Origin of the sequence: Pseudoalteromonas sp. '520P1 No. 423', assembly GCF_001269985.1 — a bacterium.
Taxonomy (GTDB): domain Bacteria; phylum Pseudomonadota; class Gammaproteobacteria; order Enterobacterales; family Alteromonadaceae; genus Pseudoalteromonas.
On the sequence record NZ_BBZB01000002.1, the window covers coordinates 691,604 to 717,902 of the forward strand.

Annotated in this window: 35 protein-coding genes and 1 pseudogene; 28 read left to right on the forward strand and 8 right to left on the reverse strand. The window is 33.9% G+C overall.

Annotation, left to right across the window (positions count from 1 at the left end; all coding sequences use genetic code 11):
* Positions 1 to 43: 43 nt before the first annotated feature.
* Complete coding sequence (locus PSA_RS21725) at positions 44 to 1,969, reverse strand: S9 family peptidase (RefSeq protein ID WP_042143285.1); 1,926 nt, start codon at positions 1,967 to 1,969, stop codon at positions 44 to 46.
* 141 nt (positions 1,970 to 2,110) lie between these two features.
* On the opposite strand from PSA_RS21725, the gene PSA_RS25535 reads away from it, so the two are divergent.
* From PSA_RS25535 to PSA_RS21790, 17 genes are all read left to right on the forward strand, one after another.
* A complete protein-coding gene (locus PSA_RS25535) occupies positions 2,111 to 2,284 on the forward strand; it encodes a hypothetical protein (protein WP_157575814.1) in 174 nt (57 codons plus the stop codon).
* A 1,196-nt stretch (positions 2,285 to 3,480) separates the two neighbouring features.
* A complete protein-coding gene (locus tag PSA_RS25540) occupies positions 3,481 to 3,633 on the forward strand; it encodes a hypothetical protein (protein WP_157575815.1) in 153 nt (50 codons plus the stop codon).
* A 105-nt stretch (positions 3,634 to 3,738) separates the two neighbouring features.
* Positions 3,739 to 3,906: a hypothetical protein gene (locus tag PSA_RS25545; RefSeq protein WP_157575816.1), complete on the forward strand. Its 168-nt coding sequence runs from the start codon at positions 3,739 to 3,741 to the stop codon at positions 3,904 to 3,906.
* Positions 3,907 to 3,996: 90 nt separating this feature from the next.
* A complete protein-coding gene (locus PSA_RS21735) occupies positions 3,997 to 4,290 on the forward strand; it encodes a hypothetical protein (protein ID WP_042143281.1) in 294 nt (97 codons plus the stop codon).
* Positions 4,291 to 4,580: 290 nt separating this feature from the next.
* Complete coding sequence (locus PSA_RS21740; RefSeq protein WP_042143279.1) at positions 4,581 to 7,802, forward strand: S41 family peptidase; 3,222 nt, start codon at positions 4,581 to 4,583, stop codon at positions 7,800 to 7,802.
* A gap of 193 nt (positions 7,803 to 7,995) precedes the next feature.
* Positions 7,996 to 8,892: an aspartoacylase gene (locus tag PSA_RS21745; RefSeq protein ID WP_042143277.1), complete on the forward strand. Its 897-nt coding sequence runs from the start codon at positions 7,996 to 7,998 to the stop codon at positions 8,890 to 8,892.
* A 367-nt stretch (positions 8,893 to 9,259) separates the two neighbouring features.
* Positions 9,260 to 9,820, forward strand: a complete 561-nt coding sequence (locus PSA_RS21750) for a hypothetical protein (RefSeq protein ID WP_042143275.1) — start codon at positions 9,260 to 9,262, stop codon at positions 9,818 to 9,820.
* A 12-nt stretch (positions 9,821 to 9,832) separates the two neighbouring features.
* On the forward strand, positions 9,833 to 10,072 hold the full coding sequence (locus PSA_RS25550) for a YciI family protein (protein ID WP_371257877.1): 240 nt from the start codon (positions 9,833 to 9,835) through the stop codon (positions 10,070 to 10,072).
* 257 nt (positions 10,073 to 10,329) lie between these two features.
* Entirely contained in the window at positions 10,330 to 10,686 is a 357-nt protein-coding gene (locus PSA_RS21755) for a hypothetical protein (protein ID WP_042143272.1), read from the forward strand.
* A 100-nt stretch (positions 10,687 to 10,786) separates the two neighbouring features.
* On the forward strand, positions 10,787 to 11,140 hold the full coding sequence (locus PSA_RS21760) for a 5-carboxymethyl-2-hydroxymuconate Delta-isomerase (protein ID WP_042143270.1): 354 nt from the start codon (positions 10,787 to 10,789) through the stop codon (positions 11,138 to 11,140).
* Positions 11,141 to 11,147: 7 nt separating this feature from the next.
* Entirely contained in the window at positions 11,148 to 11,747 is a 600-nt protein-coding gene (locus tag PSA_RS21765) for a hypothetical protein (protein WP_042143268.1), read from the forward strand.
* 12 nt (positions 11,748 to 11,759) lie between these two features.
* A complete protein-coding gene (locus tag PSA_RS21770) occupies positions 11,760 to 12,107 on the forward strand; it encodes a hypothetical protein (protein WP_127924063.1) in 348 nt (115 codons plus the stop codon).
* Between the two features lie 185 nt (positions 12,108 to 12,292).
* Entirely contained in the window at positions 12,293 to 12,508 is a 216-nt protein-coding gene (locus PSA_RS21775) for a hypothetical protein (protein ID WP_042143263.1), read from the forward strand.
* Positions 12,509 to 12,520: 12 nt separating this feature from the next.
* The gene (locus tag PSA_RS25555; RefSeq protein ID WP_052379840.1) at positions 12,521 to 12,775 is read left to right on the forward strand and encodes a hypothetical protein; all 255 of its coding nucleotides are present in this window, start codon (positions 12,521 to 12,523) and stop codon (positions 12,773 to 12,775) included.
* Positions 12,772 to 12,960 carry a hypothetical protein gene (locus PSA_RS27380; protein WP_371257878.1) on the forward strand — a complete coding sequence of 63 codons (189 nt, stop codon included), beginning with the start codon at positions 12,772 to 12,774 and terminating at the stop codon, positions 12,958 to 12,960. The genes PSA_RS25555 and PSA_RS27380 overlap by 4 nt, the downstream gene beginning before the upstream one ends.
* A 51-nt stretch (positions 12,961 to 13,011) precedes the next feature.
* Positions 13,012 to 14,106 (forward strand): serine hydrolase, encoded by a 1,095-nt coding sequence (locus tag PSA_RS21785; RefSeq protein ID WP_052379839.1) that lies wholly within the window; start codon positions 13,012 to 13,014, stop codon positions 14,104 to 14,106.
* A 60-nt stretch (positions 14,107 to 14,166) separates the two neighbouring features.
* Complete coding sequence (locus PSA_RS21790) at positions 14,167 to 14,643, forward strand: DM13 domain-containing protein (protein WP_042143262.1); 477 nt, start codon at positions 14,167 to 14,169, stop codon at positions 14,641 to 14,643.
* A 266-nt stretch (positions 14,644 to 14,909) separates the two neighbouring features.
* Here PSA_RS21790 and PSA_RS25565 read toward each other — a convergent pair whose 3' ends face one another.
* Positions 14,910 to 15,053 (reverse strand): hypothetical protein, encoded by a 144-nt coding sequence (locus PSA_RS25565; protein WP_157575817.1) that lies wholly within the window; start codon positions 15,051 to 15,053, stop codon positions 14,910 to 14,912.
* Between the two features lie 434 nt (positions 15,054 to 15,487).
* Between PSA_RS25565 and PSA_RS25570 the strand changes: the two genes are divergently transcribed.
* The 6 genes and pseudogenes from PSA_RS25570 to PSA_RS21810 all read left to right on the forward strand — a co-directional run bounded on the left by PSA_RS25570 (position 15,488) and on the right by PSA_RS21810 (position 16,992).
* On the forward strand, positions 15,488 to 15,640 hold the full coding sequence (locus PSA_RS25570) for a hypothetical protein (RefSeq protein WP_157575818.1): 153 nt from the start codon (positions 15,488 to 15,490) through the stop codon (positions 15,638 to 15,640).
* 50 nt (positions 15,641 to 15,690) lie between these two features.
* A pseudogene (locus PSA_RS26630) lies at positions 15,691 to 15,828 on the forward strand (IS630 family transposase); the annotation flags it as partial.
* Positions 15,829 to 15,834: 6 nt separating this feature from the next.
* Complete coding sequence (locus PSA_RS27385) at positions 15,835 to 16,065, forward strand: hypothetical protein (RefSeq protein WP_042143259.1); 231 nt, start codon at positions 15,835 to 15,837, stop codon at positions 16,063 to 16,065.
* 40 nt (positions 16,066 to 16,105) lie between these two features.
* Positions 16,106 to 16,375, forward strand: a complete 270-nt coding sequence (locus tag PSA_RS21805) for an SDR family oxidoreductase (RefSeq protein ID WP_052379837.1) — start codon at positions 16,106 to 16,108, stop codon at positions 16,373 to 16,375.
* Positions 16,365 to 16,499 (forward strand): hypothetical protein, encoded by a 135-nt coding sequence (locus tag PSA_RS26940; protein WP_269432866.1) that lies wholly within the window; start codon positions 16,365 to 16,367, stop codon positions 16,497 to 16,499. Before PSA_RS21805 ends, PSA_RS26940 begins: the two co-directional genes overlap by 11 nt.
* A 145-nt stretch (positions 16,500 to 16,644) precedes the next feature.
* On the forward strand, positions 16,645 to 16,992 hold the full coding sequence (locus PSA_RS21810) for a hypothetical protein (RefSeq protein WP_052379836.1): 348 nt from the start codon (positions 16,645 to 16,647) through the stop codon (positions 16,990 to 16,992).
* A gap of 156 nt (positions 16,993 to 17,148) precedes the next feature.
* Here the strand turns inward: PSA_RS21810 and PSA_RS21815 are convergent, their stop codons facing one another.
* From PSA_RS21815 to PSA_RS26945, 6 genes are all read right to left on the reverse strand, one after another.
* Entirely contained in the window at positions 17,149 to 17,523 is a 375-nt protein-coding gene (locus PSA_RS21815; RefSeq protein ID WP_042143258.1) for an SgcJ/EcaC family oxidoreductase, read from the reverse strand.
* 158 nt (positions 17,524 to 17,681) lie between these two features.
* Complete coding sequence (locus tag PSA_RS21820) at positions 17,682 to 18,404, reverse strand: DUF3299 domain-containing protein (RefSeq protein WP_042143256.1); 723 nt, start codon at positions 18,402 to 18,404, stop codon at positions 17,682 to 17,684.
* 13 nt (positions 18,405 to 18,417) lie between these two features.
* Positions 18,418 to 19,854 (reverse strand): FtsX-like permease family protein, encoded by a 1,437-nt coding sequence (locus tag PSA_RS21825; protein WP_042143253.1) that lies wholly within the window; start codon positions 19,852 to 19,854, stop codon positions 18,418 to 18,420.
* The gene (locus tag PSA_RS21830) at positions 19,854 to 20,588 is read right to left on the reverse strand and encodes an ABC transporter ATP-binding protein (RefSeq protein ID WP_337589990.1); all 735 of its coding nucleotides are present in this window, start codon (positions 20,586 to 20,588) and stop codon (positions 19,854 to 19,856) included. The genes PSA_RS21825 and PSA_RS21830 overlap by 1 nt, the downstream gene beginning before the upstream one ends.
* A 699-nt stretch (positions 20,589 to 21,287) precedes the next feature.
* Positions 21,288 to 21,773 carry an alkaline phosphatase family protein gene (locus PSA_RS26635; protein ID WP_371257879.1) on the reverse strand — a complete coding sequence of 162 codons (486 nt, stop codon included), beginning with the start codon at positions 21,771 to 21,773 and terminating at the stop codon, positions 21,288 to 21,290.
* 177 nt (positions 21,774 to 21,950) lie between these two features.
* Entirely contained in the window at positions 21,951 to 22,082 is a 132-nt protein-coding gene (locus PSA_RS26945) for a hypothetical protein (protein WP_269432867.1), read from the reverse strand.
* A gap of 374 nt (positions 22,083 to 22,456) precedes the next feature.
* Between PSA_RS26945 and PSA_RS21835 the strand changes: the two genes are divergently transcribed.
* From PSA_RS21835 to PSA_RS21855, 5 genes are all read left to right on the forward strand, one after another.
* The gene (locus tag PSA_RS21835) at positions 22,457 to 23,209 is read left to right on the forward strand and encodes a DUF3450 domain-containing protein (RefSeq protein ID WP_042143250.1); all 753 of its coding nucleotides are present in this window, start codon (positions 22,457 to 22,459) and stop codon (positions 23,207 to 23,209) included.
* 10 nt (positions 23,210 to 23,219) lie between these two features.
* Entirely contained in the window at positions 23,220 to 24,590 is a 1,371-nt protein-coding gene (locus tag PSA_RS21840; RefSeq protein WP_042143248.1) for a MotA/TolQ/ExbB proton channel family protein, read from the forward strand.
* Between the two features lie 3 nt (positions 24,591 to 24,593).
* Entirely contained in the window at positions 24,594 to 25,121 is a 528-nt protein-coding gene (locus tag PSA_RS21845; RefSeq protein ID WP_042143245.1) for a MotA/TolQ/ExbB proton channel family protein, read from the forward strand.
* A 74-nt stretch (positions 25,122 to 25,195) separates the two neighbouring features.
* A complete protein-coding gene (locus PSA_RS21850; protein WP_042143242.1) occupies positions 25,196 to 25,606 on the forward strand; it encodes a biopolymer transporter ExbD in 411 nt (136 codons plus the stop codon).
* 23 nt (positions 25,607 to 25,629) lie between these two features.
* On the forward strand, positions 25,630 to 26,235 hold the full coding sequence (locus PSA_RS21855; protein ID WP_042143240.1) for an energy transducer TonB: 606 nt from the start codon (positions 25,630 to 25,632) through the stop codon (positions 26,233 to 26,235).
* The last annotated feature ends 64 nt before the right edge of the window (positions 26,236 to 26,299 follow it).

Consider the following 26,299-nt stretch of genomic DNA (forward strand, 5'->3'; position numbering starts at 1 on the left):
ATTCATTGATGGAATAGGGTTTTGTTTTAATTAGCTGGTGGATTTATGGATTTAAATGTTGCTTTAAAAACTTGTCCATAGCTTGGTAGGCTTCAAGACGGTTCTCTAAACTTCTAAAACCATGGCCTTCATTTTCTTTTACGATATATTCTACATCGATACCGCGTTTAGTAAGTGCGTCAACAATCTGATCTGACTCAGCTTTAACTACTCTTGGGTCTTTCGCGCCTTGCAATACCAATAACGGTGCTTTAATTTTATCTACGTTATATACCGGAGAATATTTGGTCATCATCTCTTTATCATGCTCTGGATGACCAACCATTTCATGTAACATTGCTAAGTATTGCTTCCAATAGGGTGGGATAGACTCCATAAAAGTAAATAGATTTGATACACCAACATAATCGATACCACATTTGTATAGATCAGGTGTATAAGTCACACCCGCAAGTGTTGCATAACCACCATAAGAGCCGCCATAAATACATACATTATCTTTATTGACTATACCTTGATCAATAGTCCAGTTTACGCCATCAGTAATATCATTTTGCATGGCTTGGCCCCATTGCTTAAATGATTTTTCCCAAAACTCACGGCCATAACCCGTAGACCCTCTAAAGTTTACCTGTAGTACAGCATAACCGCGGTTAGCGAACATTTGTACTTCAGGTTGGAAGCCCCAAGAATCTCGTGCCCAAGGACCGCCATGCGGTAGCATAACTAAAGGTAAATCTTTAGCTTCTTTTCCTCTTGGTGTTGTTAAATAACCATGAATTTTTAGCCCATCACGTGATTTAAACTCAATTGGTTTCATGTACGACATATGCTCTGAATTATGCCAAGGTGCATTTTGCGCAAGTGGTGATAAAGAATCAGATTTTACATCATAATGATAATAAACAGGGCGTTCTACATCACTATAACTGACCACTATCATTTGTTGCTCATCACGAGAGCTGCTACTAATAGATAATTGACTGTTAGGTAGTTTAGATTGGATCTTTTTAAATGTTTGTTCAGCACCTTTATCTAAGAAATGATGCTGGTTTTTCCATGTTGTATAGTTCACTGAAGTGATTTTATTGTGCACATCAGAGTAACTTATCCCACTAATATCAACATCTGGGTGAGAGAAAATCTCTTTTACTTCTTTATCTTGAGCAATATCATATTCAATTAGTGTTGCTTTATCACGTGTGATACGAGTGCTTACATAAAGGTTTTTATTGTCAGGTGTAAAACCTAGTGGCTCAAAACCTTGCTTAAAGTTAAGTTGTTTTAATACTTTAAACGGCTGTGATTCATCATCGCGATATAATACTTGCGTATTTACTCCATCTGTTTGCATTGCGACTCTGATTTTACCGTCGTGATCTGTCATCCAGCCACTATAACTACCAGGATTTTGTGCAACTAAAGATGTCGCTTTGGTTTTTAGGTTGTAGCGGTAAACATCAAAAATGCGTTTATCACGTTGATTTGTTGATATTAAAATTTCATTTTTTTGATTTGGTAATACATCTACTACTCTTGCTACTACACCACTTTTTGGCGTTATCGCTAATTCTTCGCCTGAGTGAATATTAACTGTTACTAGATAGTAATTTTCGTCGCCACCGGTATCTCTTGCATAAATCACTGTATCATCTGATATCCAGCCATAACCGGCAACATCGCGGTCGATTTGATTTGAAATACGTTTTGCTTTTTCTGGTTGGTTAATTGGGTGAAAGAAAATATTCATGCGATCTTTATAAGGTTTAAGCATCGCAACATAGTTTGCATTTGGAGAAATGGTCACACTGCGTGTAACACTGTTTCTGAAAAAATAATCGACTGGGTATTCTGGAATTTGAATGTTTTGTACTTGCGCACTTTGTGTATTTGTTTGGTTTTCTTCTGTTGCGTTACAACCGACTAATGTTGCTGATATTGCAGCTGCGATGAATAATTTTTTAAACATGTTGATTCCCTTTTTTACAAACTATTATTTTTGAGTTGTGTGCATTATGAAGAGATTGATGTTGTTGATGCGCCAAAAATGAAAACAGGCTAAATAACATGATTTTAGGTAAAAATAGATGATATAAGGTTTTTATACTTTTTGATTAAAAAACTTTCACTCTACAAAATTTTATTTTTACAGGCTAAATGTATTGTTGGTGTTGATTGTTTTCTAAAAAGACTAAGTAGCTTTATATCTGACTTTGATATAGCAATCCGTTTTAATTTATCTTGTTTATCAAATGTGATGGCAATCGCATCTGAATTTCTGTAAATAGAAATCGTTTATTCACAATACTTGAGCAATACAATGAGAACGTATATTGATAATAGGTGATAAAAATTTAGCCTGCAGACATAAAACCAAAAAATGATAAACTTCCATTGCAAACGATTTAAATTAGATAAATTTTGCTTTCTTAAATCTAAAAAATTTTAAATAATTCGATGCCCTTTAAGAAATGTAATCAGTTTATATCGTATTATAAACTCACAATGTATCTATTAACTTATAAATATTAGAACCATGAAAAACGCATATTAACCTTAAACTGCACAAAACCTCATTCCCTATGGGTATTCAATTAACAAGCACAACAATATTTATTGTCTATAATTCATACTGGTTGTATATGTGTTTTATAACAAAAACTGAGCTCACTATGATTGAAGTTTTAATCGCTCAGTTGTTATGTGTCGCATCTTAAGAGATTTATTATACCGGAGCAAATTACGCATGAATCAGAGCATTATCGACAACATGTTAGGTTTATAATTCCAACAGTATTTCAACTTGAGGGAGAGTCTTTTACGCTAGCTGATTGGTCGGTATCTGGTGTTGTAATGGAAGATTTCCTGAGGAACTTGGTAATAAATCGATTTTAACTGGATACTTAATTTTTGACTTTCAAATTTATGATTTTCGGGTAGCCATAGAAATTGAAAAAGTCAGGTTTAATAAAGAAACTAAGCGTGGGCAGGAAGATTTAATCAAAAGTAACAAAATTGACTCTCAGATGAAAGTTCCTTCCTTAGATAAAATAACGGTAGAATATCTGAGAAATAAAGTCCTAAGCCTTCATTAGATGAAGGCATTGAAGTACTGCCCTTGCATTTTATTTATACTTTTAGTTCTAGAAATTATTACGAGCTTGTCAATACGCTAAAAGATAATAAAGGACTTGAAGATATTGAACCCTTAGCTATCTAGATTAGTGATGGTAATTATGGTTTAAATGATATTTATAGGTTGGTAAATAACAAAAGCTATTTTAATAAATTAAATGATTCAGTCTATATTTCTTACCTGCCTATACTGATCGCCAATGATGCAAGTTTAACAATAAAAAAGCAGGAACTTAGACTATCGGTTCAGGATGTTGCATTTATTGCTTATGAGGAGATTTATTTGTCATAGATGCTAAGGTGACCAGTTGGTAGCAAGCTACCGCTGGTTATGGACCCAGGAAAGTGATAAAAAAGAAAAACTTGATGCTATATGGTATTCAACCTGCACGACCTTATTTGTTAGGTATGAGAGGTTCAAAAAGTTATTTTGCTAATTTTCATTTTAATGGTTTGGGCTATCAAGTTGAATTAATTATGCACGACATGATCCGTTAAGTTTCAAGATACTGCAGGTTATAGTTATTGTAATTTGGGTATTAAATTATGCGATTAATAATTGTGTTGTTTATAGGATTCTTTACCCATTGTTTATTGGGAGAAATGAGCTTAATGTATCGTCTTGGTCATCTTTTGATTCGAGCTAATACAGCGCAGCTTCATTCATTTCACACTGGTATCAAATTAATTACCAGAGCCGCTTTGTTAGGTTATGGCAAAGCGATGGCAGATATAAGATTATTACCTAGTGTTATTAAATTCCCAGAGTAAGTATATGTTAATGCTTTTATTGAAAGTTTAGATGAGCTACAAAACAACCAAGGTATTGAATGTGATAGCTGGCAAAGACTATGTAACGACGTGAAACAGGAAACTGATTATAGTGGTAATCAATTTATACAAGGCCTAAGGAAAGGCCAAGTTAATACTTTAGTTGATATTCATCATTTTTTTTATCAATTTAATAGTAAACTAATTGCTAAAAACTTCACTGAAGTTGCTAATTTTAAAAACGAAATTAAACAAAAAAATAAACTTAAAAAACGCAGTTATAATCCAGAGGAACGGTTAGCCAAATTGACCCAATTAGATTGGCAAAAAAAAATCATATTTAAGCATGATAGGTTTAGTGTTTATAAAGATACTGAGGAATAAACAACTGCCTATTTTTCCCCATTTTATTGCGTTGCTAAAACCAACGTTCTGAATCCAACTAATGATTTGTTACTTTTTATCTTTGGGTATCTGTTCCTATTTATGTAATATAGCGGGTGTTTTATAAGATATTTTATTGGTTTATGTTGTACTTTAAAGCAGCTAATTGGTTGTTCATCTATTTACATTTGCATACCGCTAGTATTGTTATAATATCACAAAACCCGCTTAGAGCGGTGTTCAATAATAAAAAGTGATGGTCCTACATCATCTTATTAAAGGAAGTAATAATGCATAAGTCAAAGTATGCGTTGTCAGCCCTGGCTATGTTTGCCAGTGTTGCCAGTGCAGCTGAAAAAAGCGAAGAATGGTTTTTACATAGTAGTATTTCACCTGATAGTAAAACCATTGCATTTTCATATAAAGGTGATATCTATACTGTGCCAGCTAAAGGTGGTACAGCGCGCCCTTTAACGATTCATAATGATTGGGATGGTCATCCTATTTGGTCACGAGATGGTAAAAGTATTGCTTTTGCCAGTGACAGAAATGGCAATTTAGACGTATACGTAATGCCTGCTAAAGGTGGTAAAGCAAAGCGTTTAACATACCATTCTTCTCATGATATTCCACAAGATTTTACTAAAAATGGTGAAGGTGTTTTATTTACTTCGAGCCGAATGGATTCAACGCAATCAACGGTTTTTCCAACCTCGCGATTAACTGAAAGTTATACTGTTTCAATCAAAGGCGGCACGCCTCAGATGCTTGCAACAATTCCAGCTTCTGAACTTCAGTTTTCTCCAAATGGTAAGCAAGTTCTCTATCGTGATGAAAAGTCATATGAAAATCAGTTTAGAAAACACGATGTGTCTGCTTTTGCGCGCGATATTTGGTTACATGATTTAAAGTCTGGTTCACATACTCAGATCACTTCATTTAAAGGCGCTGATCATAACCCTGTATGGAAAGACAAAAATACTTTTTATTACACAACTGAAGAAAAATCAGGTGCTTTTAATGTATGGCAATCAGATTTAGATGGTAGTAACAAAAAGCAAATAACAAAATTTAAATCTCATCCTGTTCGTAGTTTATCTATTAGTAACAATGGTACGTTAGCCTTTGCTCATCATGGCAGTGTTTACACGCGTAAGAATGGGTCTGCTAAACATGTTAAAATCTCAATAGCCAACGATATACAAGAAGATGAGTTATTGCCGGTATCATTAGGCGGTAAAATTACAGAATATGCTGTATCTCCTAATGGTAAAGAAGTGGCTTTTGTTGCCCGCGGTGAGGTATTTGTTGCTAGCACTGAATTTAAAACAACACGTGCAATCACGAATACTCCACAGCAAGAACGTTCAGTTTCATTTCACAAAGACGGTAAAACATTATTATATGCAGCTGAGCGAAAAGGGCATTGGGGCTTATACGAAACAAGTATTAAAAATGAGTCTGAGCCATATTTTTTTGCTGCAACAACTTTAAAAGAAGAAGTTGTTCATTTAGCTGATTCTGATAGTTTCCAACCAGTTTATTCACCTGATGGCAAAAAAATCGCGTTTTTATCGAATCGAGATGAAATTCAAGTTATTGATCGTCAGAGCAAAAAAGTAAATGTAGCGCTAGGGAAACAGCATAATTACTCTTATGCAGATGGCGATATTTCGTTTGCTTGGTCGCCAGATAGTTACTGGATGACAGCAAGTTTTTCCCCCAGAAGCCGTTTATTTATCAATAATATAGGTGTTTTTCCAGCGGATGGTTCAGCTGAACCAAAAGACATTAGTTTATCTGGTTACAATGATGCAGCGCCAACTTGGCATACTGATGGCGAAGCTGTGCTTTGGTGGAGCTCACGTTTTGGTAAAAGAGATCATGGTAGTTGGGGTCGACAAGGTGATGTTCTGGCTGCATTCTTAACGAAAGACAGTTATGACAAATTCAGCATGTCAAAAGAAGAGTACGCGCTACAAAAAGAGTTAGAAACTAAAAAAGATGAAGCCAAATCTAAAGATGAAAAAGCTGACAAAGATACCGACACAGATGTGAAACCAGTCGATATTGAGTGGGACAATTTAGATAGCCGTACTGTTCGTTTAACGGTTCACTCTTCAAGTTTAGGTCAAGCATATTTAACTAAAGATGCCAAAGCGCTTTATTATTTAGCCCGCTTCGAGAAAGGTTATGATTTATGGCGTCAATCTATTCGAGATAAAAAAACAGAGCTTGTGGCAAAACTGAATGCTCGCTCAGCAAGTATGTCTTTTAGTGAAGACGGCAAGAAAATCTTTATTCTTGCTGATGGGCAGTTAAAGCAAGGTGATATAGGTAAAAAGATTGCTTTGAAGCCAATCAGTGTCAACCCTGTAATGCAATTGAAAGCAGCTTCTGAGCGTGAGTTTATGTTTGATCACAGCTGGCGCATTATAAAAGACAAGTTTTATCGAGATGATTTTCACGGTATAGATTTGGATGATGTAGGTAGCGATTATCGTAAAAAGCTTTCTGCTATTGGTCACGGTCGTGATTTTGCCAATATGTTTGCTGAAATGACAGGTGAGTTAAATGCATCACATATCGGTTCATCTTATAGACCTAAACCAACAAGCACTGATGATAATACAGGACGTTTAGGGCTGTTCTTTGATTCTAGTAAAGGTTTGTTAGTTGAAGAAGTTTTAGCAAAAGGACCATTTGATACTGCAGATAGCCAAGTAAAGCCTGGTGTTGAACTAACTGCGGTTAATGGCATAAAGCTTACTAAAAACCAAAATTTATATCAGTTGCTAAATCATACTGTTGGCAAACGAGTCAGATTCACGTTTGAAGATGCTAAGGGTAAAAGTTTTGATGAAGTAATAAAACCTGCACCTGCGCAAGCAATAGATAACTTATTGTACGAACGTTGGGTCAGTAATCGTGAAGCATTAGTAGATAAATTATCAAATGGTCGTCTTGCTTATGTTCACGTAAGAGGGATGAATGATCCAAGTTTTAGAACGGTTTATTCTCGTTTGCTAGGTAAGCATTTTGATAAAGAAGCTGTAGTAGTTGATACGCGTTTTAATGGTGGTGGCTGGTTACATAACGATTTAGCTAAATTGCTAAGTGGTAATGAATATTTCACTATGCACGTTCGTGGACGTCAATATGCTGGTGATCCGCTTGATCAGTGGAATAAACCATCAGTGCTATTAATTAATGAAGGTAACTATAGTGACGCGCATGCTTTCTCTTATACTTATGATGAATTAGATTTAGGTGAAATGGTCGGTATGCCAGTTCCAGGTACTATGACAGCAGTATGGTGGGAAATGGGGATTTCAGGTGATTTCCGTGCAGGTGTGCCACAAGTAGGTATGAAAGATACAAAAGGTCAGTATCTAGAAAATAGCCAAACAATGCCAGATCATATGGTTAAAAATGACCCTAAATCTACCTCCCAAGGGCAAGATAAGCAAATAGAAAAAGCGGTAGAAGTATTACTTAAAAAATTGAAATAGTATGCTTTAAATTTTAACTATTTGATTTGCTATATGGTCCGCATTTTATGCGGACCTTTTTTTTACTTGATAGTAGCCTACTTGAAAAAAATGCAATTGATTCAGTGTTGTTCTTACAAATAAACAATGATTTTTATATAATGCTCCAGTACGATAGGCTTTCATTTCAACTTGATCAGAAGGATTACTTTTAATGAAAAAAATTGAACATGTTTCAGTTGTCGGTGGCACGCATGGCAATGAGTTCAGTGGTATATATCTATTAAAAAAATGGCAAAAATCGTTGCAGTTAATCGCAAGAGAAGGATTAAATGTTAATACCTTATTTGCCAATCCTAATGGTTTTAAAGAGAACAAACGATATATTGATTGCGATTTAAATCGTCAATTTGCAATAAAAGACCTAGCCAATGAGACGCTTGCTAATTACGAACAAAGTCGAGCAAAGGTGATTAACGCACAACTTGGGCCTAAAGGTAATGCAAAATCTGATTTCATAATTGATTTACATAACACCACTAGTAATATGGGACCTACGCTTATTTTATTAAAATCTGATGATTTCAATAAAAAAATGGGGGCGTATGTACTATCTAAAATGCCCGAAGCCATCATAGTATTTGAAGATCATGTTGATATGCATGAACATTATTTTTTGGCTTCGATTGCTGAGCAAGGTGTTATTGTTGAAATCGGGCCGCAACCGCAATCTGTGATCCGCCAAGATGTATTAGATTGGATGGAAACTATGACACACGCTATTTTAGATTTTGTCGCACTTTATAATAAAGATGAAGTACCTAGTTTACCTAAGTGTTATGAAGCTTATCGTTATGTTGAAAGCCTTAAATTGCCAGAGGACGATGATGGCGAACGAATAGGAATGGTGCATAAAAATGTGCAAGATAATGATTTTAAACCGATAAAATCTGGTGATGCCATTTTCACCTTATTTGATGGCACAGAAGTTACCTATCAAGGTGATTATGAGGCCTATCCGCACTTTATAAACGAAGCCGCTTATTATGACAATAATCTCGCAATGTCACTGGGAGAAAAGATTATAATCGAATTAGATAATGATAAATAGGTTTATAGATTTATAGGTTTATAGGTATTAAATAAAGCACTTCTCTAAATTAGAGTGCTTTTTTGCAATAAATATTTATGGCGTTTTATTTTTTCTTTTTATTCATGATAAACCTTTGGTCAGTTTTGCTTGTTAATCTGAAAATCCTTCAAAAAACATAGAACATGCAGAAATTTATAATGCAAAGATAGAACAATGATAAAGTCTACCGGGTATGTTTCATAACAGATATGTACATGGTTTTATATCAATAGATGCTTCAATTTATATCATTTGTGGCACTTGTAAAATTTGTTTTGAAGTTACTTTAGCTTCACTTTTAGTTTTGTCTGGTAGTTTGGTTCTATAGCAAAAAGGAGTTGGAAAATTGAACTATTTTAAAGTCCCTGAATTTCTTTTTGATGTACTAGGAGAAAAACAATCAATATTTGAAGTGAGCTGTACAATATTGTTTGCTTTAATAGGTAGCGGTATTGTTTATTTTGTAGCAGATTTTCACTTAGATAATTGGAAATCAATTATCGCTTTTATATTAATTACAGATGTATTAGCAGGTTGTATTGCCAATTTTAGCCTAGGAACTAATGATTTTTATGCGCACAGGGCTAAAAATCGTCTTATATTCATAGCGATTCATGTTCATATTCTAGCTATCGCATGGTTACTTTCAGAACCTATGAGCAACGCTTTTATTATTTGGGGTTACACTATTGTTTCTGCATCAGTTGTTAATTCGTTAAACGCAAAACCGATTCAAATGTTTGTTGCTGCAAACCTAATGTGTTACGGCATATTCTTATTACTGTCTTTATCACTTCCAGTTTGGTTTTTAATGGTGAGTATGTTTTTTATGATCAAGGTGTTATTTAGCTTTGCTGTAGATCATTTTACACAAATAAATCGGGCTTCATTGAAAAATAAAATATAAATATTTAATCAAATATTAGGTGAAACTTATTATACAACTAATAAATTTATTGCTTCAGGACGCAAAGAGCCAAGAACGGGCGGAGTTATATTAATAAATGCACAAGATAAAGCTGAAGTAGATGCAACTATAAAAGAAGATCCTTTTTATATCGCGGATGTTGCTAATTATGACGTTACTGAGTTTATCCCTACCATGGCTGCTAAAATCATACACACAAAAATTACCTATAAGATTAACCGGTCAAAATAATGTATGTGAAAACGGTAATACAGATTCTGATAAAATATTCGAGTTAAGTCCATAGTCATGGGATGTAATATTAAACCCTGAAGTAGATGATGCCTAAATTGAATGTTAATTGTTCAGTTATAATAATTAACGATTATGACTGAACAAGAATATCCATACTTCGAAAGTAGGATTTAACTAATATTAGGCAATATAATTAAAAATTCTTTACTCTATCTCCATATTTTTTACTTTAATTACTTTTATCGGATATTAAAATGACAAACCCTGAACACTCTTTTGCGGCTTCTATTAGTGATGAGTTAAATAATACATCAGACGCACTGCAAACCCTGCATGATTATGCAAATAACAATAGAATAAAACAGTCTCATAATACAGACTCAGATACACCTAGATTTACCTTAGCTACAGCCCAAGGCAATGTTATTTCAGTTTGGCCAACTAGCAATGAAACATTTTCGGTAGATATTGGTTTTGAAGATAAATTATCTGAATATGGCCGTTTTAGAGCTTGTCACAAATATGTTGATTTGAAAGAGATAGAAAGTTTAGTCAGCGATGATTGGCACTTACCTGAAACTTTACGCTTTTGGCAACCAAATAAAGAATAATTTTGTTACATATTGAATTTATTACACCAATTGATTTGTGATAGTGTATTAAGCAAGATTAATTTATTTTGAGTTTAATTCATTATATACAGGAGCTTGCGTGCCACATTTTGTTTTAGATTGTTCCGAAGATATTCTAGCTATTGTGCCTGAAGTTGAAATTTTAAGGCAGCTTCATGGTGTTGCTAAAGCATCAGGTTTATTTGATGAAAGTGACATAAAAGTAAGAATCAATCCATTTAAAAATTACTTAGTGGGTAATAATAAAACAGCTTTTATGCACGTTTTTGCGCATATTATGCAAGGTAGAACAACTGAGCAAAAAGCAAAGCTATCAAAAACCATAGTGACAAAGTTGAGTGAGATGTTTCCGCAAGTTTCAAATATCGCAATGAATGTAAGTGAATTTGAAAAAGCGACCTATTGTAATAAAAGTAGGCTCATTAATAGGTAAGTAAATCGTGATATATATTGTTTTAACAAGTGTTTTTATGCTTATAGGTTTGATTACTTTTATACCTAGACTACAAAGCAGATTTCAAAAATATAACTTAGGCATAAATTATTTTTTAACTTTGATTGCAACATTAGTCGGTGTATTACTTGCAATTACAATAACAAATTTTGAAGAGTCCCAAAAAGAAAAAAGCGATGTAATAAAACTCCTTAATGCTTCTATAGAGTCTGTAGATACAAGTTATGACTATACTGACGAACTATTGCAATATGAAACAACTTTAAAAGATAACGATTCAAGGAAAGTTGATTTTTTTATTAAGAATCCAGCGCCTTATCCTGATTATTTAGATACGTTTATTATGCAAAATATTGTGAGTAAAAATTTATCTGAGCCTGTTTTGTCGGACCTAAATGCTTTGCTTATCAATTTAAAAGTTTCTAAAAGAAAATCAATACCGTTATATTTAAAATTTTTAAAGCAAACAATAAAAACTTTGGAACTAGAGATTTTATATCAAAAAGGTTTATTAACTAATCTGCAATTAGAGAGTAATCTAGATATGTTAGAAAAAGCAACGTTGAAAGTTATCAATGATGAATAGACGTTGAATCGTATGAGAAATATATGCTGGGTTATATTGTTATTACTAAATATAAACTTAATGGCCCAAGAAATAGAAATAGGTGGTACTTTATTTAAGGTCACTAAAAGCGAGACTAGTATTGAATGTGAAAACTTTTCAATTAAAGCTGAAGCTTCAAAACTGCCTTCACACTTACATCATAGTCAAATTCCAAAAGGGCTGAGTATTGGGCATGTTGGTGGAAATTATATTGGCCATAAACTGCAATATATTTCTCAATCGGTAAGTACTAAGGTAGTTGGAATAAAACAGCAACTAAAAGGTTATGAGAAATTAGACAAAAAACGTGTTTATATTACCAAGCCCGTTAAGTGTTAATCAAATAATCATGTACTTATATCATTATACGGTGGCGGTAATTGCAATACTGTATTTGAAGCGTATGCAAGCTTAGAGTTTAATAAACAAGGTGAACTAGTAAATGCGCAAGGGCTCACTTATCAGGAGTTTAAACATTTAAAACAAAATTGAGTTTAGATTATTCCATAATTAAAGGAGAAAATATGAATAACGATATTAAAGGTATGTGTCTGTTTTTGGGGATGATAGGGCTAGCTTATGTTGCTTTATTAATATTAGTAGCGCTGTTTACTGGGGCTAAAATTATTAAAAGTATTATGTTTATTTTAGCGTTTTCTACTGGATTAATCAGTTTAGGTTTAACTTCACAAGTTAAAAGCCGATTATTTTTTTATGCCAAATCTGTTATTTCAAAATAAAGCTTTTTAAATATGATGGAATTAATCCCAGCACAAATACAGGACTTACCAAAAGTAATTGAGATGGAAAGTGCTGCTGGTACGTCGAAATTTATAATGGCTTATTCAGAAGAGCAGCATAAAATTGAAATGAGCAGGCCTAATGTTATTTACCTTTCAATTATCAACCAAAATGCTATATCGGGATTTATCATATTACAACTGAAAACAACTTTAAATATGTTGAATTTCGACGCATTGTTGTTGATTCAAAAGGTAAAGGAATAGGGCAATTAGCGATCAAATCTATGGAGCTATATTGCACAAGAATATTACAAGCTAATCGTATTTGGCACGATGTATTTGAAGCTAATACAAGAGGCTTGCATATCTATCAAAAGTTGGGTTATAAAGTTTTTAAGACTGAAAACTTAAATAGTAAGGCTTTGTTATATATGGATAAAGCTATTTGATTGTTATTTTAAAACTATTATTTGTTCAGATTAAAATTTAAGGTAGATGATATGATAGGTAAAATGAGTTTTATAGCACTGTTTGTATTACTCGTTTATACATTAGCGGGTTGTAGTTGGAAGTCTGAAACAGTCGAAGAAAAAATAACAAATCAGTTAATAAATAATTCGATAGATCATGGTATACCTAAGCAGTCATTATTGGTGATACATAATAAAAATATCATTTATCATAATAATTTGAACTCAGATAATACCGATAAAAAATCAATTTATCCAATATATTCAGTGACAAAATTGTTTGCGAGTACTTTGATCATGCAACTTTATGAAGCTGGAAAACTCAAGTTAACAGATCCTGCATCAAAATATGTTTCAAATTTACCTGAGTCTTGGAAAAACATCAGAATTGAGCAGTTTTTAAATCATAGTTCAGGTGTACCAGAGTATTGGTCATTTGATAATGATGAATTGATTTTTCCTTCAACTATAAACGAAGCATTTAGTTTATTAGAAAATGAACCTTTATTATTTTTACCTGATTCACAAATACAGTACACGCAAACAAATTATTTAGTGATAAAAACTATCTTAGAAAATATCACACAACTGCCATATAAAGAACTAGCTAATAAACGAATAATCAAAAAGTTAGATTTAAAAGATACTTGGTTAGGTAGATTAAATGTTCCTAAGGAAAACTTAATAGCTGGATACTTGCCTAATAGTGGGGATAAATTAATAGCAAATGAGGTTAAATTTCCAGATTATGCAAGTTCCCATTCAGATGCTTATACAACTTTAGAAGATTTAGGCAAGTTTATATCGTCATTGGCACAAGGGGAGTTAGTTTCTAAACCGTTATTAATTAAACTATGGCAACCTTACATACTTTTAGATGGTGATAAAGGGTATTTCGCAAGTGGTTGGGATTACGATACTTCAGGCGCGTGGCAAGAATTAGGTCACGATGGCGGTGGTGTGTTACGGGTTCGACTCATGTTCCAATCTGATTTAAATGATTATTATATTTTAGTATATTTAACGAATGGCAATAAAGATGGTGTATGGTCACGCACTTTAGTCGATTCAGTTCAATACTATGTAATGCCAGATTTAATTTCTCGATTAACAACACTTTTTTAAGGGGCTGTGTTCAGATAAAATGGTATTAATTACACGCATTCTTGCATTTTTGGATAATAAATGAATTTAAAAAAAATACTATTGTTACTAATTTCACATTTCATGATTGGTTTATTAGGTGTTTTTATAGGTATTTATAGTTTGCCACTATTAACTGCACCAGATGCACCAAGCAAAAATAAAGTGAAGCGCGTCTCATTAAATGCCAGCTATACAACTGAATTTAAAAGAAACCTTAAAGATAGCGACATATTTCATTGGGGCGAAGGCACGGTTTCAATAGGTGAAGGTTATGTCACTTTAATGGGGGAACTTGCACCAGGGCCCGATTATAAGCTTTATTTATCGCCTAAATTTATTGAAACCGAAGCACAATTTGAACAATTTCAACATTCAATGATTCAACTAGGTGATGTTAATACTTTTAATAATTTTGTAGTTGAAATTGCACCAGATACGCCTTTAGAAGAATTTAACACTATCGTGGTTTGGTGTGAGTCATTTGGAGAGTTTATTACATCGGCAAAATACCGTTAAATTTAATTCTCGAAGATAGTTTTTATTATTAAGTGTTTAATGAAGTTAGAAACTTAAAAAATAGTATTTATCGGCGATAATGACTGTTTCTTCTGATCCATTTACATAAGAAAAAATGTAACAAATTTTTATATAAGGCAATTTATTAGAAGTGAGTGAGTATTAATTTAAAATAAGTAAACCAGCTATAATTAACCGGTTTACTTAGTTTTTAAATTTTAATGATGCTTCCAATAAGTGTCTGGCAACAGCATTGGAACCCAAGTTTATAAGTTCCCTTGTGGTACATCATAAAGTAATGGGTAAGGTGAGTTATTTTTAATATCGTCAAAATAGTTTTTGCTTAAAGGCTGCCAAAATGTAAAGTGATGACCAACAAAGCCAAATTCAGCTTTTTTATGATCATACATATTAAGTGTGCCAGCATGTAGTTGCTTTAGTTGGTGCGTTATATATTAGTGTATTATTTTATGTTTATGACAACTTTAGGCTAGTAGATTTACCATTAAATGGTTGGACAATTTTATACTGTATCGTTTTGGTCCATTAGATTTGTTTTTCCATTATTTTTCCACCTTCCGCTCGCATTGCTAGGTTTTCATCCATTTATGATATTTTTAGCTGAAAAAAATGTGCAAGTGTACCAAACATTATTACATACAGGGACAGTAAAAAAATTACCTACATTTATTGAAAAGGTATTTAATACGCCATCGCACTATAGAGTACACCATGCAACCAATATCTTGACAAAAACTATGCTGGAATTTTTATCATTTGGGATCGTATGTTTAGTACATTTGCGGAGGAAAATTAAACGGTCAAATATGGTGTATTCCCTAAAGTGAATAGCATTAACCCAATTAAAGTATTCTTTGGGGGTTATGTGACTTTAATAAAGCGTTTATGGCGAGCACCAAATTGGCGTTATCGTATTAATCTTTTAGTCAAGTCGCCTAATTGGGCATGGCAGCAAGAGCAAAAGTCTGTTAAATAACTCATAGATGCCTGTAATATTTATTACAGGCATATTAATATTGTTGGTGCAATGGTAAATATTTTTCTTCGACTAAAGAATTTCGACGGAGAATTAGTGACTTTTTTACAACAACATTACCTGATATTGCCGATACACTTGGCAGTTGGAACAATTACAATTTTCAAATTTTAAAACCTGCACTTTGAATGGTGATGGGTATAGTACATGGTGGCTCTGGTGGCTCTGGTGGCTCTGGTGGCTCTGGTGGCTCTGGTGGCTCTGGTGGCTCTGGTGGCTCTGGTGGCTCTGGTGGTGTTGGTCATGTGGCTTTAAAGTTAGCTAATCATTTTGGTGCTCAAGTTTATGCTACTGGTGATGCACAATTGGCGCTAATAGACCAATTAGGCGCTAAGGGAATTAACACAATTATCTGCTGTGGATGATATTGATACTGTTTGTGCTGATTTATCATAATTAACTGAAGTGATCAATTTAGCAGATAAACTCAAATCTAAGTATCAACATATAGATGTAATGTTCAACAATGCAGGTGTGTTTAAAACCCCTCATCGAATGACACAAGATGGCTTAGATATTCGTTTTAGTGTTAATACAATAGCGCCTTATATATTATCGATGAATTTACTAAAAACTTTAGGCCGTAACGGTCGTGGTATTAATTTATCTTCTGCAGCGCAATCATCTGTTGAAATAGATGCACTTACAGGCAATAAATCCGCAAATGGATTCTAAAAGTGGTCAGTATTTTGGTAATGATAAAGGATCGTTTAGTACACCGAATATTGATAGTATTGATGATAATACAACCAATAATGTTATGTCGGCAATAGAATCTATTTCAAGTAAATATAGCTAGATATACTAAACGCATTTTTACGCTAACTTATTTTAAATAAGTATTTATTACTCCATTAGAAATATTTGCTCATAAATATTTCAAATTACCTATTAAATTAATTTTGTACTATATTTATTTTGCTATAAATCAAAAGGAGAGAAAAATGAAAGCAGGTGCTTTGGTTCTAGTTGGATTGTCTTGTGTGGTAAATGTTGCAATCGCAAATCAGCATGACATTCATGATAATCACAAACATAGTCATAAAAATACATGTGGCCATGCGGCCGAATGGCATGTTGATCATTTTGATTATGAACATGATGGACATGATCATCATAGTCACGCGAATGAATCGCATGAAGCAACAATAAAAAAACATAATAAACATAATCATGGGCATAGTTTAGAATGTTCACATGAAAGTAGGGTTATAAACGGGCGGGTAGAATACAAGCATGATGGGCATTGGCATCATCAACATGGTTCGCACTTTCATGAATCCCATACCTAAAATATAACGAGTTAATGATGCGCTTAGATTATAAGTTTATCATTAACTCTGCTTGCTGAGCCTTAGCTGTTACTAAGCTATTGTATATTGATTCATTAAAAGTACTTTATCGTTAAACTATTTTGTCTAGATATTATTTTAATATAAAACATATGGTTAAATATCTATTTCAGGCATTCGTGATGAGTGTTGTTCTATAATTGACCATTTTTTGCCATCTCTGCGGTATATAAAAGTAAAACGTGCTTGAACTTTATTGCCATCTTTAAATGTAAATGTATAAATCCCGGAGTTAATCGCTATTTCATCAAAAAATCGAATGTTGTATTCATCGATAACGCCATGGGGTTCTAAAGCTAAAAAATCTTCGAAGTAAGCTTCCATCTCTTCATGGTTATGGCGAATTTGATTGGATATCGTAGGTAAAAGTATTGCATCTTTATCATATAGCTTCACAACATTTTTAGCTTGTTTTGTTTGTAAAGCATCATTCCATTGTTCAAATAATGCTAAAATTTCTGAGTTATTCATGGCTTTTTCTTCTTCTTGGTACTAATAACTTGCTACTGATAAATAGTAGAGTTAATAGTACGGATTAATAATATATTTTAGGGCTATGGTGTATTTCTGACATGTTAAGAAATTAACTATTTAGATAAAGTACGTTCAAAACCCTTTGTTTTCTTTACTTACCAAGCATCTATAGTTTGATTAATTTTTATAGATGTCGTCTCAAGGCTATAACTTGTTGTAACAGGCTGCGTGCCATCAACAAGAGTAAGCTCAGGGGATTTTAATTCACTTGTTAGAAAACCTTTTACTGTTACTGAGGTAAATGTATTTAACTCAGAAAAATTGATTGGTTTTTTTAACTTGGCATAAATCACTTGATTGGGTGGTGGGGCTGGTTTATGGATGCAAGCACCTATAAAAGGCACTAATAAAAACTCTGATAGTTTTTTACCTTGCCATTCTAAGGGTAATACAAAACCCTCAATTTCAATATTTTGATTTACAATGAGTGGATTAACTGACTCATTTTGTTCTTCCCATTGCGCTATCATTTGTAATCTTATTTCAAGTAACTGATCTACATTGATTGCTTGTTTTTCAAGCTCAATTTTTAATTTATCATGTTCTTGAGTTTGCTGCTTTGACATTGAACTGCCAGCGGATTTTGCATCTTGATAGTTAACAATTATCGCGAGCTTATCTAACTCCTCATAATCTAGTAGCCCAAAAGGATCATCAAATTCTTCATAAATTACGTGATTCGTCAGCGTTAGAAAATCGATTTTTTGATGTTTTTGTGATTTGACTGTTATATCTAACAACTGGTTATCACTTTGGTTCGACAGTACGTGTTCGCTGTAAAAAATACTCAATAAAACTAATAAAACCATGGACAACATGCAACATCTCCTATTATGATTTAACAGAAATACCATCTGATAATGTGTATCTATATGCTTGAAAGCTCGGCCATAAACTGGTTATTACACTAGCAAGTCCCATTAATACTATAAGCTTTATTTCACTTGTTGTTGGCGCCGAAAGTGCTATGTGAACGCCTAAATGACTGAGTACAAAGGGCTGTAATATAATAAGTACGCAATAAAGAATGATTAATCCTAAAATGATACCGCTGATCACTATAAAGCTGACTTCACCAACTAATAGCGCGAGTATATGCTTTGGTTTTGCTCCTATCGCTCTTAAAATAGCCATTTCCCTGCGACGCTGATTTAAGTTGGTTATTAGAATAATCAACATGCTTGTTAACGCAATCGCGACAACTAATATTGAAATTAAAAACAATACTTGCTCCACCACAGACAACATAGACCAAAGTTCCAATAAAGCGACTCCAGGCATAATTGCCATTAAAGCTTCATTGTCGTATTTGTTTATAAAAGCCATCATAGATAAAGCCTGTGTTTTATGTGTGAGGCCTAAATAAAATCCAGAAAGCCTATCAGTTTGATGACTATGTTGGTGGTGATCTGTTTTAGTATTTTTGTCATGATGTTCAGTGTCATGATGTTCAGTGTCATGATGTTCAGTGTCATGATGTTCAGAACTATGGTTATGCTCTTCGTGATGTTTACCATAGTGGTGATTGTCATGGTAATCTTCATGAGATTCTATTTTTGTGATTGCTTGCTTACGCGGACGCTTTTTATTTTTTAAAGCGGCTAGTGGATCAGCTCCGCGTTCAAAATTGTTCTGTTTTACATGTAAAATATCCATATCTTGTAAGCTAATATATAAACTTCTATCAATAGGTGTTGAAGTCGGTGCTAAGATACCTGAAATGGTAAACACAATATTATCGTGCTCAATATGACTATCGCTTTCACCATGGCTGACTGTTATCTTATCATTGAGTTTGTAATTCAATTTTTTTGCTACAGTAGCGCCCACCACTATGTTGGCTGAACTGTTAAACCAATTACCTGTATCCATAGTTAAATTTTGTTTTTTTCCGTACTTATAATGCTCAAAAAATTGCTTGGTAGTGCCTATAACACGAAACCCTTTATGTGAGTCACCAAAACTAAAAGGAATCGACCAACTGATCTGTGGTTGTTTAATTACATCTTGATAAGATGCGATATCAATACCATTTGTTTGAGTGCCCATTTGAAATACGGACGATAATAATAAGTTAACAGAACTGCTTCTTGCCCCTACGATTAAATCGGTTCCAGAAATTGTTGAAGTAAAACTGGTTTTGGTTTGCTCTCTCACTCTTTCAACGCCTAGTAATAAAGCAACGCTTAAACTAATTGATATCACCGCTAATAAAGTCGAAAACTTTCGGTTTCTGAAGCTTTTAATCGCTAAACTTAATATTGCCATTACTTCTGATCCCGATCTTTTGAAAGTGAAATAAAATTTGCTGTATTTGTGACATCATTGAAACAAAGAGTGAGGCTGCTATCGAAGTGAGTTCTTAACCTTTCATCATGGCTTACAAAGAGAAGCGTGGCTTCACATGCCTGAGCTTCTTCAATTAATAATTTCATGAAAGTGTTACATCTAACAGCATCTAGAGATGAAGTAGGTTCATCTGCAATAATAATCTCGGGCGAACCAATGAGTGCACGTGCAGCAGCAACTCTTTGCTGTTGACCAACACTTAACTCGTTAATTGGTTTTTTAAGTAATGCTTTATTAGATATTTCTAAATTGGAAAGTAATCGTTCAGCTTCTTGCTTAACGCAAAGTGATTTATTTAATATTCTTTGTTTTCTCATAGGAGAAAAATCACAAGCAAGTAAAACATTTTCTAATGCAGTTAAATAAGGAAGTAAATTAAACTGTTGAAAAATAATGCCAATATGGTCTGCTCTAAATTGATCTCTTTGACTACTACTCAATGTATTTAAATCAGTATTAAATATTGTGAGCTTGCCACTATTAGGTAAATTAACGCCGCATAATAAGCTTAAAAGCGTGGATTTTCCGCAACCGCTTGGACCTTGAATAAAGATTTTTTCAGCTTTAGAAACTGATAGTTGTTTGATTAATAATTTGAATTCTGAATTTGGCCAGTTGAATGTAATATTGTTGGCTTCTATGATTGGGGTCAACGCGCTTTTCCTAAATAAGCAGTACAAAGTAAACAGATATACTATAACTAATTACGCATATATCACAACTATTGATATGTTATATTGTAACATTAAATTAAAGTGCTCAATACTTAAATTTAAATTTTTATATTGGGGAAGAATGGATATATGATTAACCAATGTTTACTTGTTGAGTATTTTAGCTGTCAAACCTGAGTCTTAAGTAATTCCTATGTTGGACTCTTATGTTTAGAACAGCTGTTAAATTACTAAAATTGAAGAGATATAACTATCAACTTTATCTAATGTAATATTATAGCGAATGTATTGCGCGTTATTTAAGAATAAATAACCGCGTGTATCATCCCATTTTAAGGCTGATTGAATATTTTTAGCATAAGGCTCAAGCCCTTGCCAGTTGGCGTTATTGATTGTTTTGGGGTAGCCACTATCTAAAGTATTATTAGATAAATTAATTCTTAAATAAGTACCATCATTTAAAAATAAATAAACGCGTTCACCTTGCCATTTTAGTGCAGCAGTAATTCTTTTAGCGTAATTTTGTAAGCTTGGCCAAGTTGATTCATCTAAATTAGATAATGTCGTTCTGTAGCCTACTGGTGTTTTATTTTTTCAAATACATAATCTACTTTGTCACTAATAGACACATCATCTTGCCACGTATTTTGTTGTGCGCTGAGCGTCTCTACAAAAACTTCATTTCTGAACACTTTGATTTGGTAAGCTTGTAACTACATTACTAAATTCATCATTTAATGTTTGATTACTCGATATAAAAATAGTCTTTTCTTGACATGTTTGGTTCCCGTGATGACAACCTGATATTGGTGTCCTGCCATGATCAGTTGTGACAAGCACTAACCAGTTTTCACCATTACTTTGTCTTTTCTGTATTTCATCTAATAATACGTTTAATTTACTATCCGCTTTTTGAATTGAATCATTATAAGCACTACCGAAACACTGACTATGTGCTATAACATCTGGTTCATCGAGGTGTAAAAAGATAAAATCGGGATCGTTATTTTTTAATGTATCCAGTGCAAGATTAAAATTAGTTTCATCTGTACCACCTGCATGGGCTCTTGTTAATAATGCTAAATCATTTTTAAAAAACTGACTATGAATGGGTGCCCATGTACGAAAACTTGATATATCTGCAGTTGGATAATTGTTTTTAATATGTCTGAAAACGCTTTCAAATTGATTATCGGCTAAGTTCTAGGTACTTGAAGTAACTTGATGTTTATTAGCCCATACGCTGGTTAAATCGTAGCTCAGCCAGGGCCGCTTTTGGTGTCTTGCTGGCTTTGTGTACCAGTAATGCCACCTGTATAAGCTTTTTTTGTTGTTAATCTGTCAAATCCGGGGGTATGAATTTTTTGCAATATTTTCAAATTGCCCGCCATCTATGCCTATTAACGGCACTTTTTGTTCTAATGCATGGCTATTAAAGCTTAATAATGAGGATGCGATGAGTTTTGTTTTCATTTATTTAATCCTTAGGTGTTATCTGGCCTAGTTCATATTCTTAGATATTAAGATTTAAAAATGAATGATTAATGACAATAAAGTGAATAAACTATGTGCAAATTATGACGTTTCAATTTCAAGTATCATTAGCGCCAAAGTACGATGTTTTAACAAATGATTAATAAATATGACTTGTAAATGTCATTCAATAGTCAATATTTAGCTTTATAGTAAAAACTGTTAGCTTGATATAATCCAAGATGACTTACTGTAAATAAAATGACATATTTTTAAAACAAAAGTGTCACCTATTCGAAATCTAAGTGTAATTATTTCCCCCTAAACTCCTGTGTAATGTTTTTGTAAAGTAAATTACCTATAGGGTTGTAGTGATGAAATGCGTTAAACCTCTGTTGTTAGCCACAACAATTGCAATGAGCTTAAATAGCTTTGCCAGCGACTTAGATAAAGTGGTTGATTCTAGTAATAAAATCAATCAATCAGCAATAAAATCACAAGATAAAATCGATAAAATTGCAGATTCAATGCAATCTAGATTACAGCAATTTAAAACCTTAAATAAAGAAATTGATGGACTTGAGGTTTATAACCAACAGATCACAAAGCAAATCAAAAATCAGATCACTGAAATGGATGAACTAAATGCATCTATGGATCAAGTCTCTGTTATTGAACGTCAAATTACACCATTAATGTTACGTATGATTACAGGTCTTGAGCAATTTATTGCTTTAGATATTCCTTTTTTAACACAAGAACGTACGGAACGTATCAGCAAATTAAAAACAATGATGGATAAAGCTGATGTCGCTTCGAGTGAAAAATTTAGACGTGTATTAGAAGCATATCAAGTTGAAGTGGATTACGGGCGCACAATAGAAGCATATACGCAGCTATTAACTGTAGATGAAATGGAGCGTGAAGTTGATTATTTACGCATTGGACGCTTAGATTTAATTTATTTGACTCGTGATGGCAAAAAAGCAGGTATCTGGGATAAAGAAGCTCAATCTTTCGTTGCTTTACCTGATTCAAACATTAGTCAAATTAGTAAAGGTTTACGCATAGCACGTAAGCAACTAGCTCCAAACATGATCAGTTTACCAGTACAAGCAGCAGAGTAGGAAAATAGTAATGAAATTTATTAAATCACTTATTTTAACGGGTGTACTCTCTTGTACTTCTTATGCAAATGCACAAGCGGTTAACTTAGATGACCTATTAAAAACAATTGAGCAAGGCCAAAAGGCGCAAACGGCTGAAAATATTTCTCGTGAAAAAGCATTTATAGCGAGCCAGTCAGAACAAGTTGCGAAATTGAAGCAAGTTACTCAGAACAGAAATAACTTGTTGCAACAATCTTCAAATTTAGAAACTCAGTTTGAAGAAAATGAAATAAAGCTTGGTAATTTAACCGGTGCACTGAATAAGCGTATGGGTTCATTAAAAGAACTTTTTGGTGTATTACAACAAGTTGCTGGCGATACTAAAAATAAGTTTGCGACATCTAATGTGTCTGCACAGTTACCAGGTCGCGGCGTATTTATGGATGAACTTGCGCAAAAAATGGGTGCAAGTTCGAAGCTTGCGTCAATCGAAGATATTGAAAAAGTATGGTTCGAATTACAACGCGAAATGACAGAGCAAGGCAAAGTAAAGCGCTTTGAATCACAAGTAATTATTGCAGGTGGTCAAAAAGTACAGCAAGAAGTTGTTCGAGTTGGTGCGTTTAATTTAATTTCAAACGGTAAATACTTAGAGTACAACGATGCAACTAACACGTTAGCTGAATTAACGCGTCAGCCAACGGGACGTTTCTTAGCAAGTGCGCAAGCTATGCAAGATGCTAAATCAGGTTTTGTTGATTTTACGTTAGATCCAACAGGCGGTTCAATTTTAGGTTTATTGGTGCAAGCACCGGGTACTGAAGAACAGGTTCATCAAGGTGGTACTGTAGGATATGTAATCTTAGCTGTTGGTTTAATTGCATTACTTATCTCTTTAGAGCGTTTTATTTCACTGTTTATTATTGGTGGAAAAATGCGTCGTCAATTAAAAGATACTGTTGCACGTGACGATAATCCATTAGGCCGTGTAATGAAAGTGAAAGACCAATTTCCACATGTTACTTATGACACGTTAGAGCTTAAATTAAGTGAAGCAATATTACGTGAAATGCCAAAAATAACACGTAACTTAACATTGATTAAAATTATCTCAGTTGTGGCACCTTTATTAGGTTTACTAGGTACTGTTACGGGCATGATTAATACTTTCCAAGCGATTACATTGTTCGGTACAGGTGACCCTAAACTGATGGCCGGTGGTATTTCACAAGCGCTTGTTACAACTGTTTTAGGTCTTGTTGTCGCCATTCCAACAGTTTTCCTTTACACAATTTTAAATACGCGTTCTAAGGGCCTGTTATTAACACTACAAGAACAAAGTGCGGGCATTATCGCTGAGCGAAGTGAAGCTGCTGAGCCAAATAAAGAAGGAGCTTAAGTCATGGTTCTGATTCTGGATGCAATTACTGCTATCCGTGAATTTTTAGACACCGGTGGCCAGGTATTAGTTGTCATTGGTGTGCTGATATTTGCAATGTGGTTATTGATATTAGAACGCTTTATTTTCTTATTTGGTGGATTTAAAGCGTATAAAAAATCATTACAAGAGAAGTGGTTTGGGCGTGCTGAACGTAATAGTTGGAATGCGCAACAAATCAAACAAGCAAATGTGTGTAAAGCGTCAATGAAACTGAATGCCAACTTGCCGATGATCAATGTAATGGTGGCACTGTGTCCATTACTTGGTTTGATGGGAACAGTAACAGGCATGATTGAAGTCTTTGATGTGATGGCAATTACAGGTACGGGTAGTGCTCGTTCTATGGCTTCTGGGGTATCAAAAGCAACAATCCCTACAATGGCCGGAATGGTAGGCGCGTTATCAGGTGTATTTGCATCTACTTATTTACAGCGCAAAGCAAAAAGAGAAGTTGAACTGTTAGAAGACAAAATGGTTTTAGATCATTAATACAGTTTACACAGTTAATTAGAGCGAGTCTCTCGCTCTAAATATTTCACTCAAATAGTGATGAGATTAAGATTATGAGAGCACCATTAGCACAAATTTTTCAAGAAGATGAAGCTGAAGAAATTAATATGACACCTATGTTAGATGTTGTATTTATCATGCTTATCTTCTTTATCGTAACAGCTACTTTTGTAAAAGAATCTGGTATTGATGTTAATCGCCCTGAAGCGGCTACTGCTGTAAAAAAAGAACGTGCCAATATCCTTGTCGCGATTTCTGATGAAGGTGCGATTTGGATCAATAAACGTCAAATTGATATTCGCGCAGTACAGGCTAATATTGAGCGTTTAAAAGCAGAGAACCCACAGGGTTCAGTGGTGATCCAAGCGGATAAAAAATCAACAACAGATACTTTAATTAAAGTGATGGATGCAGCACGTGCGGCAGGTGTATTTGATGTATCAATCGCTGCGCAAGAAGCATAGTTGATAATAAGAGGATAAAAACAATGCGTTATTTAGTGTCATTTTTTATCGCTGTATTTATTACTTTAGCTTTATTTTGGGGCATGCAATCTTTAATACAAAGTGGTGATGGCCAGTTAAGTGAGCCTGCCAAAGGCAATGTATTAGATTTTGTACGTTTAAAAACAGAGCAAGCGGTTGAGAAAAAACAGCGTAAACCACAAAAACCACCAAAACCTAAAGAGCCACCTCCGCCGATGAATTCGCCTAAAATGGATCAAAGCAATGCACAAGCTCAAACTGGAAATTTTGATTTTGGCGCCAATATTGAAGCTGATTTAAATTTATCGGGTGGTTTATCTTTAGGTTCAAGTGATGGCGAATATTTACCAATTGTTAAGGTATCACCGGTTTATCCAAGACGTGCATTATCTCGCGGCATTGAAGGTTATGTCATCGTCGAATTTACGGTAACTAAAAGTGGTACTGTGACTGCGCCGAGTGTAGTAAATGCAAAACCTGAAGGTATTTTTGATCGTGCTGCAATGGATGCTGCACTAAAATTTAAATACAAACCACGTGTTGTAAACGGTGAAGCAGTTGAAGTGGCTGGTGTTCAAAACAAAATCAGTTTTCAAATTAGCGGTTAATTAATCTATGCCTAAGCCTTATCAAGCGGTTTAGGTATAAATAGGCGTTTTCATTCGCCTTTTA

Excerpts from the sequence above, each read along its gene's own strand:
- PSA_RS21775 (WP_042143263.1), top strand. The coding sequence starts at position 12,293 with ATGAATAACGATATTAAAGGTATGTGTCTGTTTTTGGGGATGATAGGG.
- PSA_RS21785 (WP_052379839.1), top strand. The coding sequence starts at position 13,012 with ATGATAGGTAAAATGAGTTTTATAGCACTGTTTGTATTACTCGTTTAT.
- PSA_RS27385 (WP_042143259.1), top strand. The coding sequence starts at position 15,835 with ATGGGTATAGTACATGGTGGCTCTGGTGGCTCTGGTGGCTCTGGTGGC.
- PSA_RS21815 (WP_042143258.1), bottom strand. The coding sequence starts at position 17,523 with ATGAATAACTCAGAAATTTTAGCATTATTTGAACAATGGAATGATGCT.
- PSA_RS21745 (WP_042143277.1), top strand. The coding sequence starts at position 7,996 with ATGAAAAAAATTGAACATGTTTCAGTTGTCGGTGGCACGCATGGCAAT.
- PSA_RS21755 (WP_042143272.1), top strand. The coding sequence starts at position 10,330 with ATGACAAACCCTGAACACTCTTTTGCGGCTTCTATTAGTGATGAGTTA.
- PSA_RS21850 (WP_042143242.1), top strand. The coding sequence starts at position 25,196 with ATGAGAGCACCATTAGCACAAATTTTTCAAGAAGATGAAGCTGAAGAA.
- PSA_RS25565 (WP_157575817.1), bottom strand. The coding sequence starts at position 15,053 with ATGTATGATCATAAAAAAGCTGAATTTGGCTTTGTTGGTCATCACTTT.
- PSA_RS26945 (WP_269432867.1), bottom strand. The coding sequence starts at position 22,082 with ATGAAAACAAAACTCATCGCATCCTCATTATTAAGCTTTAATAGCCAT.
- PSA_RS21845 (WP_042143245.1), top strand. The coding sequence starts at position 24,594 with ATGGTTCTGATTCTGGATGCAATTACTGCTATCCGTGAATTTTTAGAC.
- PSA_RS21825 (WP_042143253.1), bottom strand. The coding sequence starts at position 19,854 with ATGGCAATATTAAGTTTAGCGATTAAAAGCTTCAGAAACCGAAAGTTT.
- PSA_RS25555 (WP_052379840.1), top strand. The coding sequence starts at position 12,521 with ATGATGGAATTAATCCCAGCACAAATACAGGACTTACCAAAAGTAATT.
- PSA_RS21840 (WP_042143248.1), top strand. The coding sequence starts at position 23,220 with ATGAAATTTATTAAATCACTTATTTTAACGGGTGTACTCTCTTGTACT.
- PSA_RS21770 (WP_127924063.1), top strand. The coding sequence starts at position 11,760 with ATGAGAAATATATGCTGGGTTATATTGTTATTACTAAATATAAACTTA.
- PSA_RS21820 (WP_042143256.1), bottom strand. The coding sequence starts at position 18,404 with ATGTTGTCCATGGTTTTATTAGTTTTATTGAGTATTTTTTACAGCGAA.
- PSA_RS26940 (WP_269432866.1), top strand. The coding sequence starts at position 16,365 with ATGGATTCTAAAAGTGGTCAGTATTTTGGTAATGATAAAGGATCGTTT.
- PSA_RS21810 (WP_052379836.1), top strand. The coding sequence starts at position 16,645 with ATGAAAGCAGGTGCTTTGGTTCTAGTTGGATTGTCTTGTGTGGTAAAT.
- PSA_RS21855 (WP_042143240.1), top strand. The coding sequence starts at position 25,630 with ATGCGTTATTTAGTGTCATTTTTTATCGCTGTATTTATTACTTTAGCT.
- PSA_RS21790 (WP_042143262.1), top strand. The coding sequence starts at position 14,167 with ATGAATTTAAAAAAAATACTATTGTTACTAATTTCACATTTCATGATT.
- PSA_RS21740 (WP_042143279.1), top strand. The coding sequence starts at position 4,581 with ATGCATAAGTCAAAGTATGCGTTGTCAGCCCTGGCTATGTTTGCCAGT.
- PSA_RS25545 (WP_157575816.1), top strand. The coding sequence starts at position 3,739 with ATGAGCTTAATGTATCGTCTTGGTCATCTTTTGATTCGAGCTAATACA.
- PSA_RS21725 (WP_042143285.1), bottom strand. The coding sequence starts at position 1,969 with ATGTTTAAAAAATTATTCATCGCAGCTGCAATATCAGCAACATTAGTC.
- PSA_RS21835 (WP_042143250.1), top strand. The coding sequence starts at position 22,457 with ATGAAATGCGTTAAACCTCTGTTGTTAGCCACAACAATTGCAATGAGC.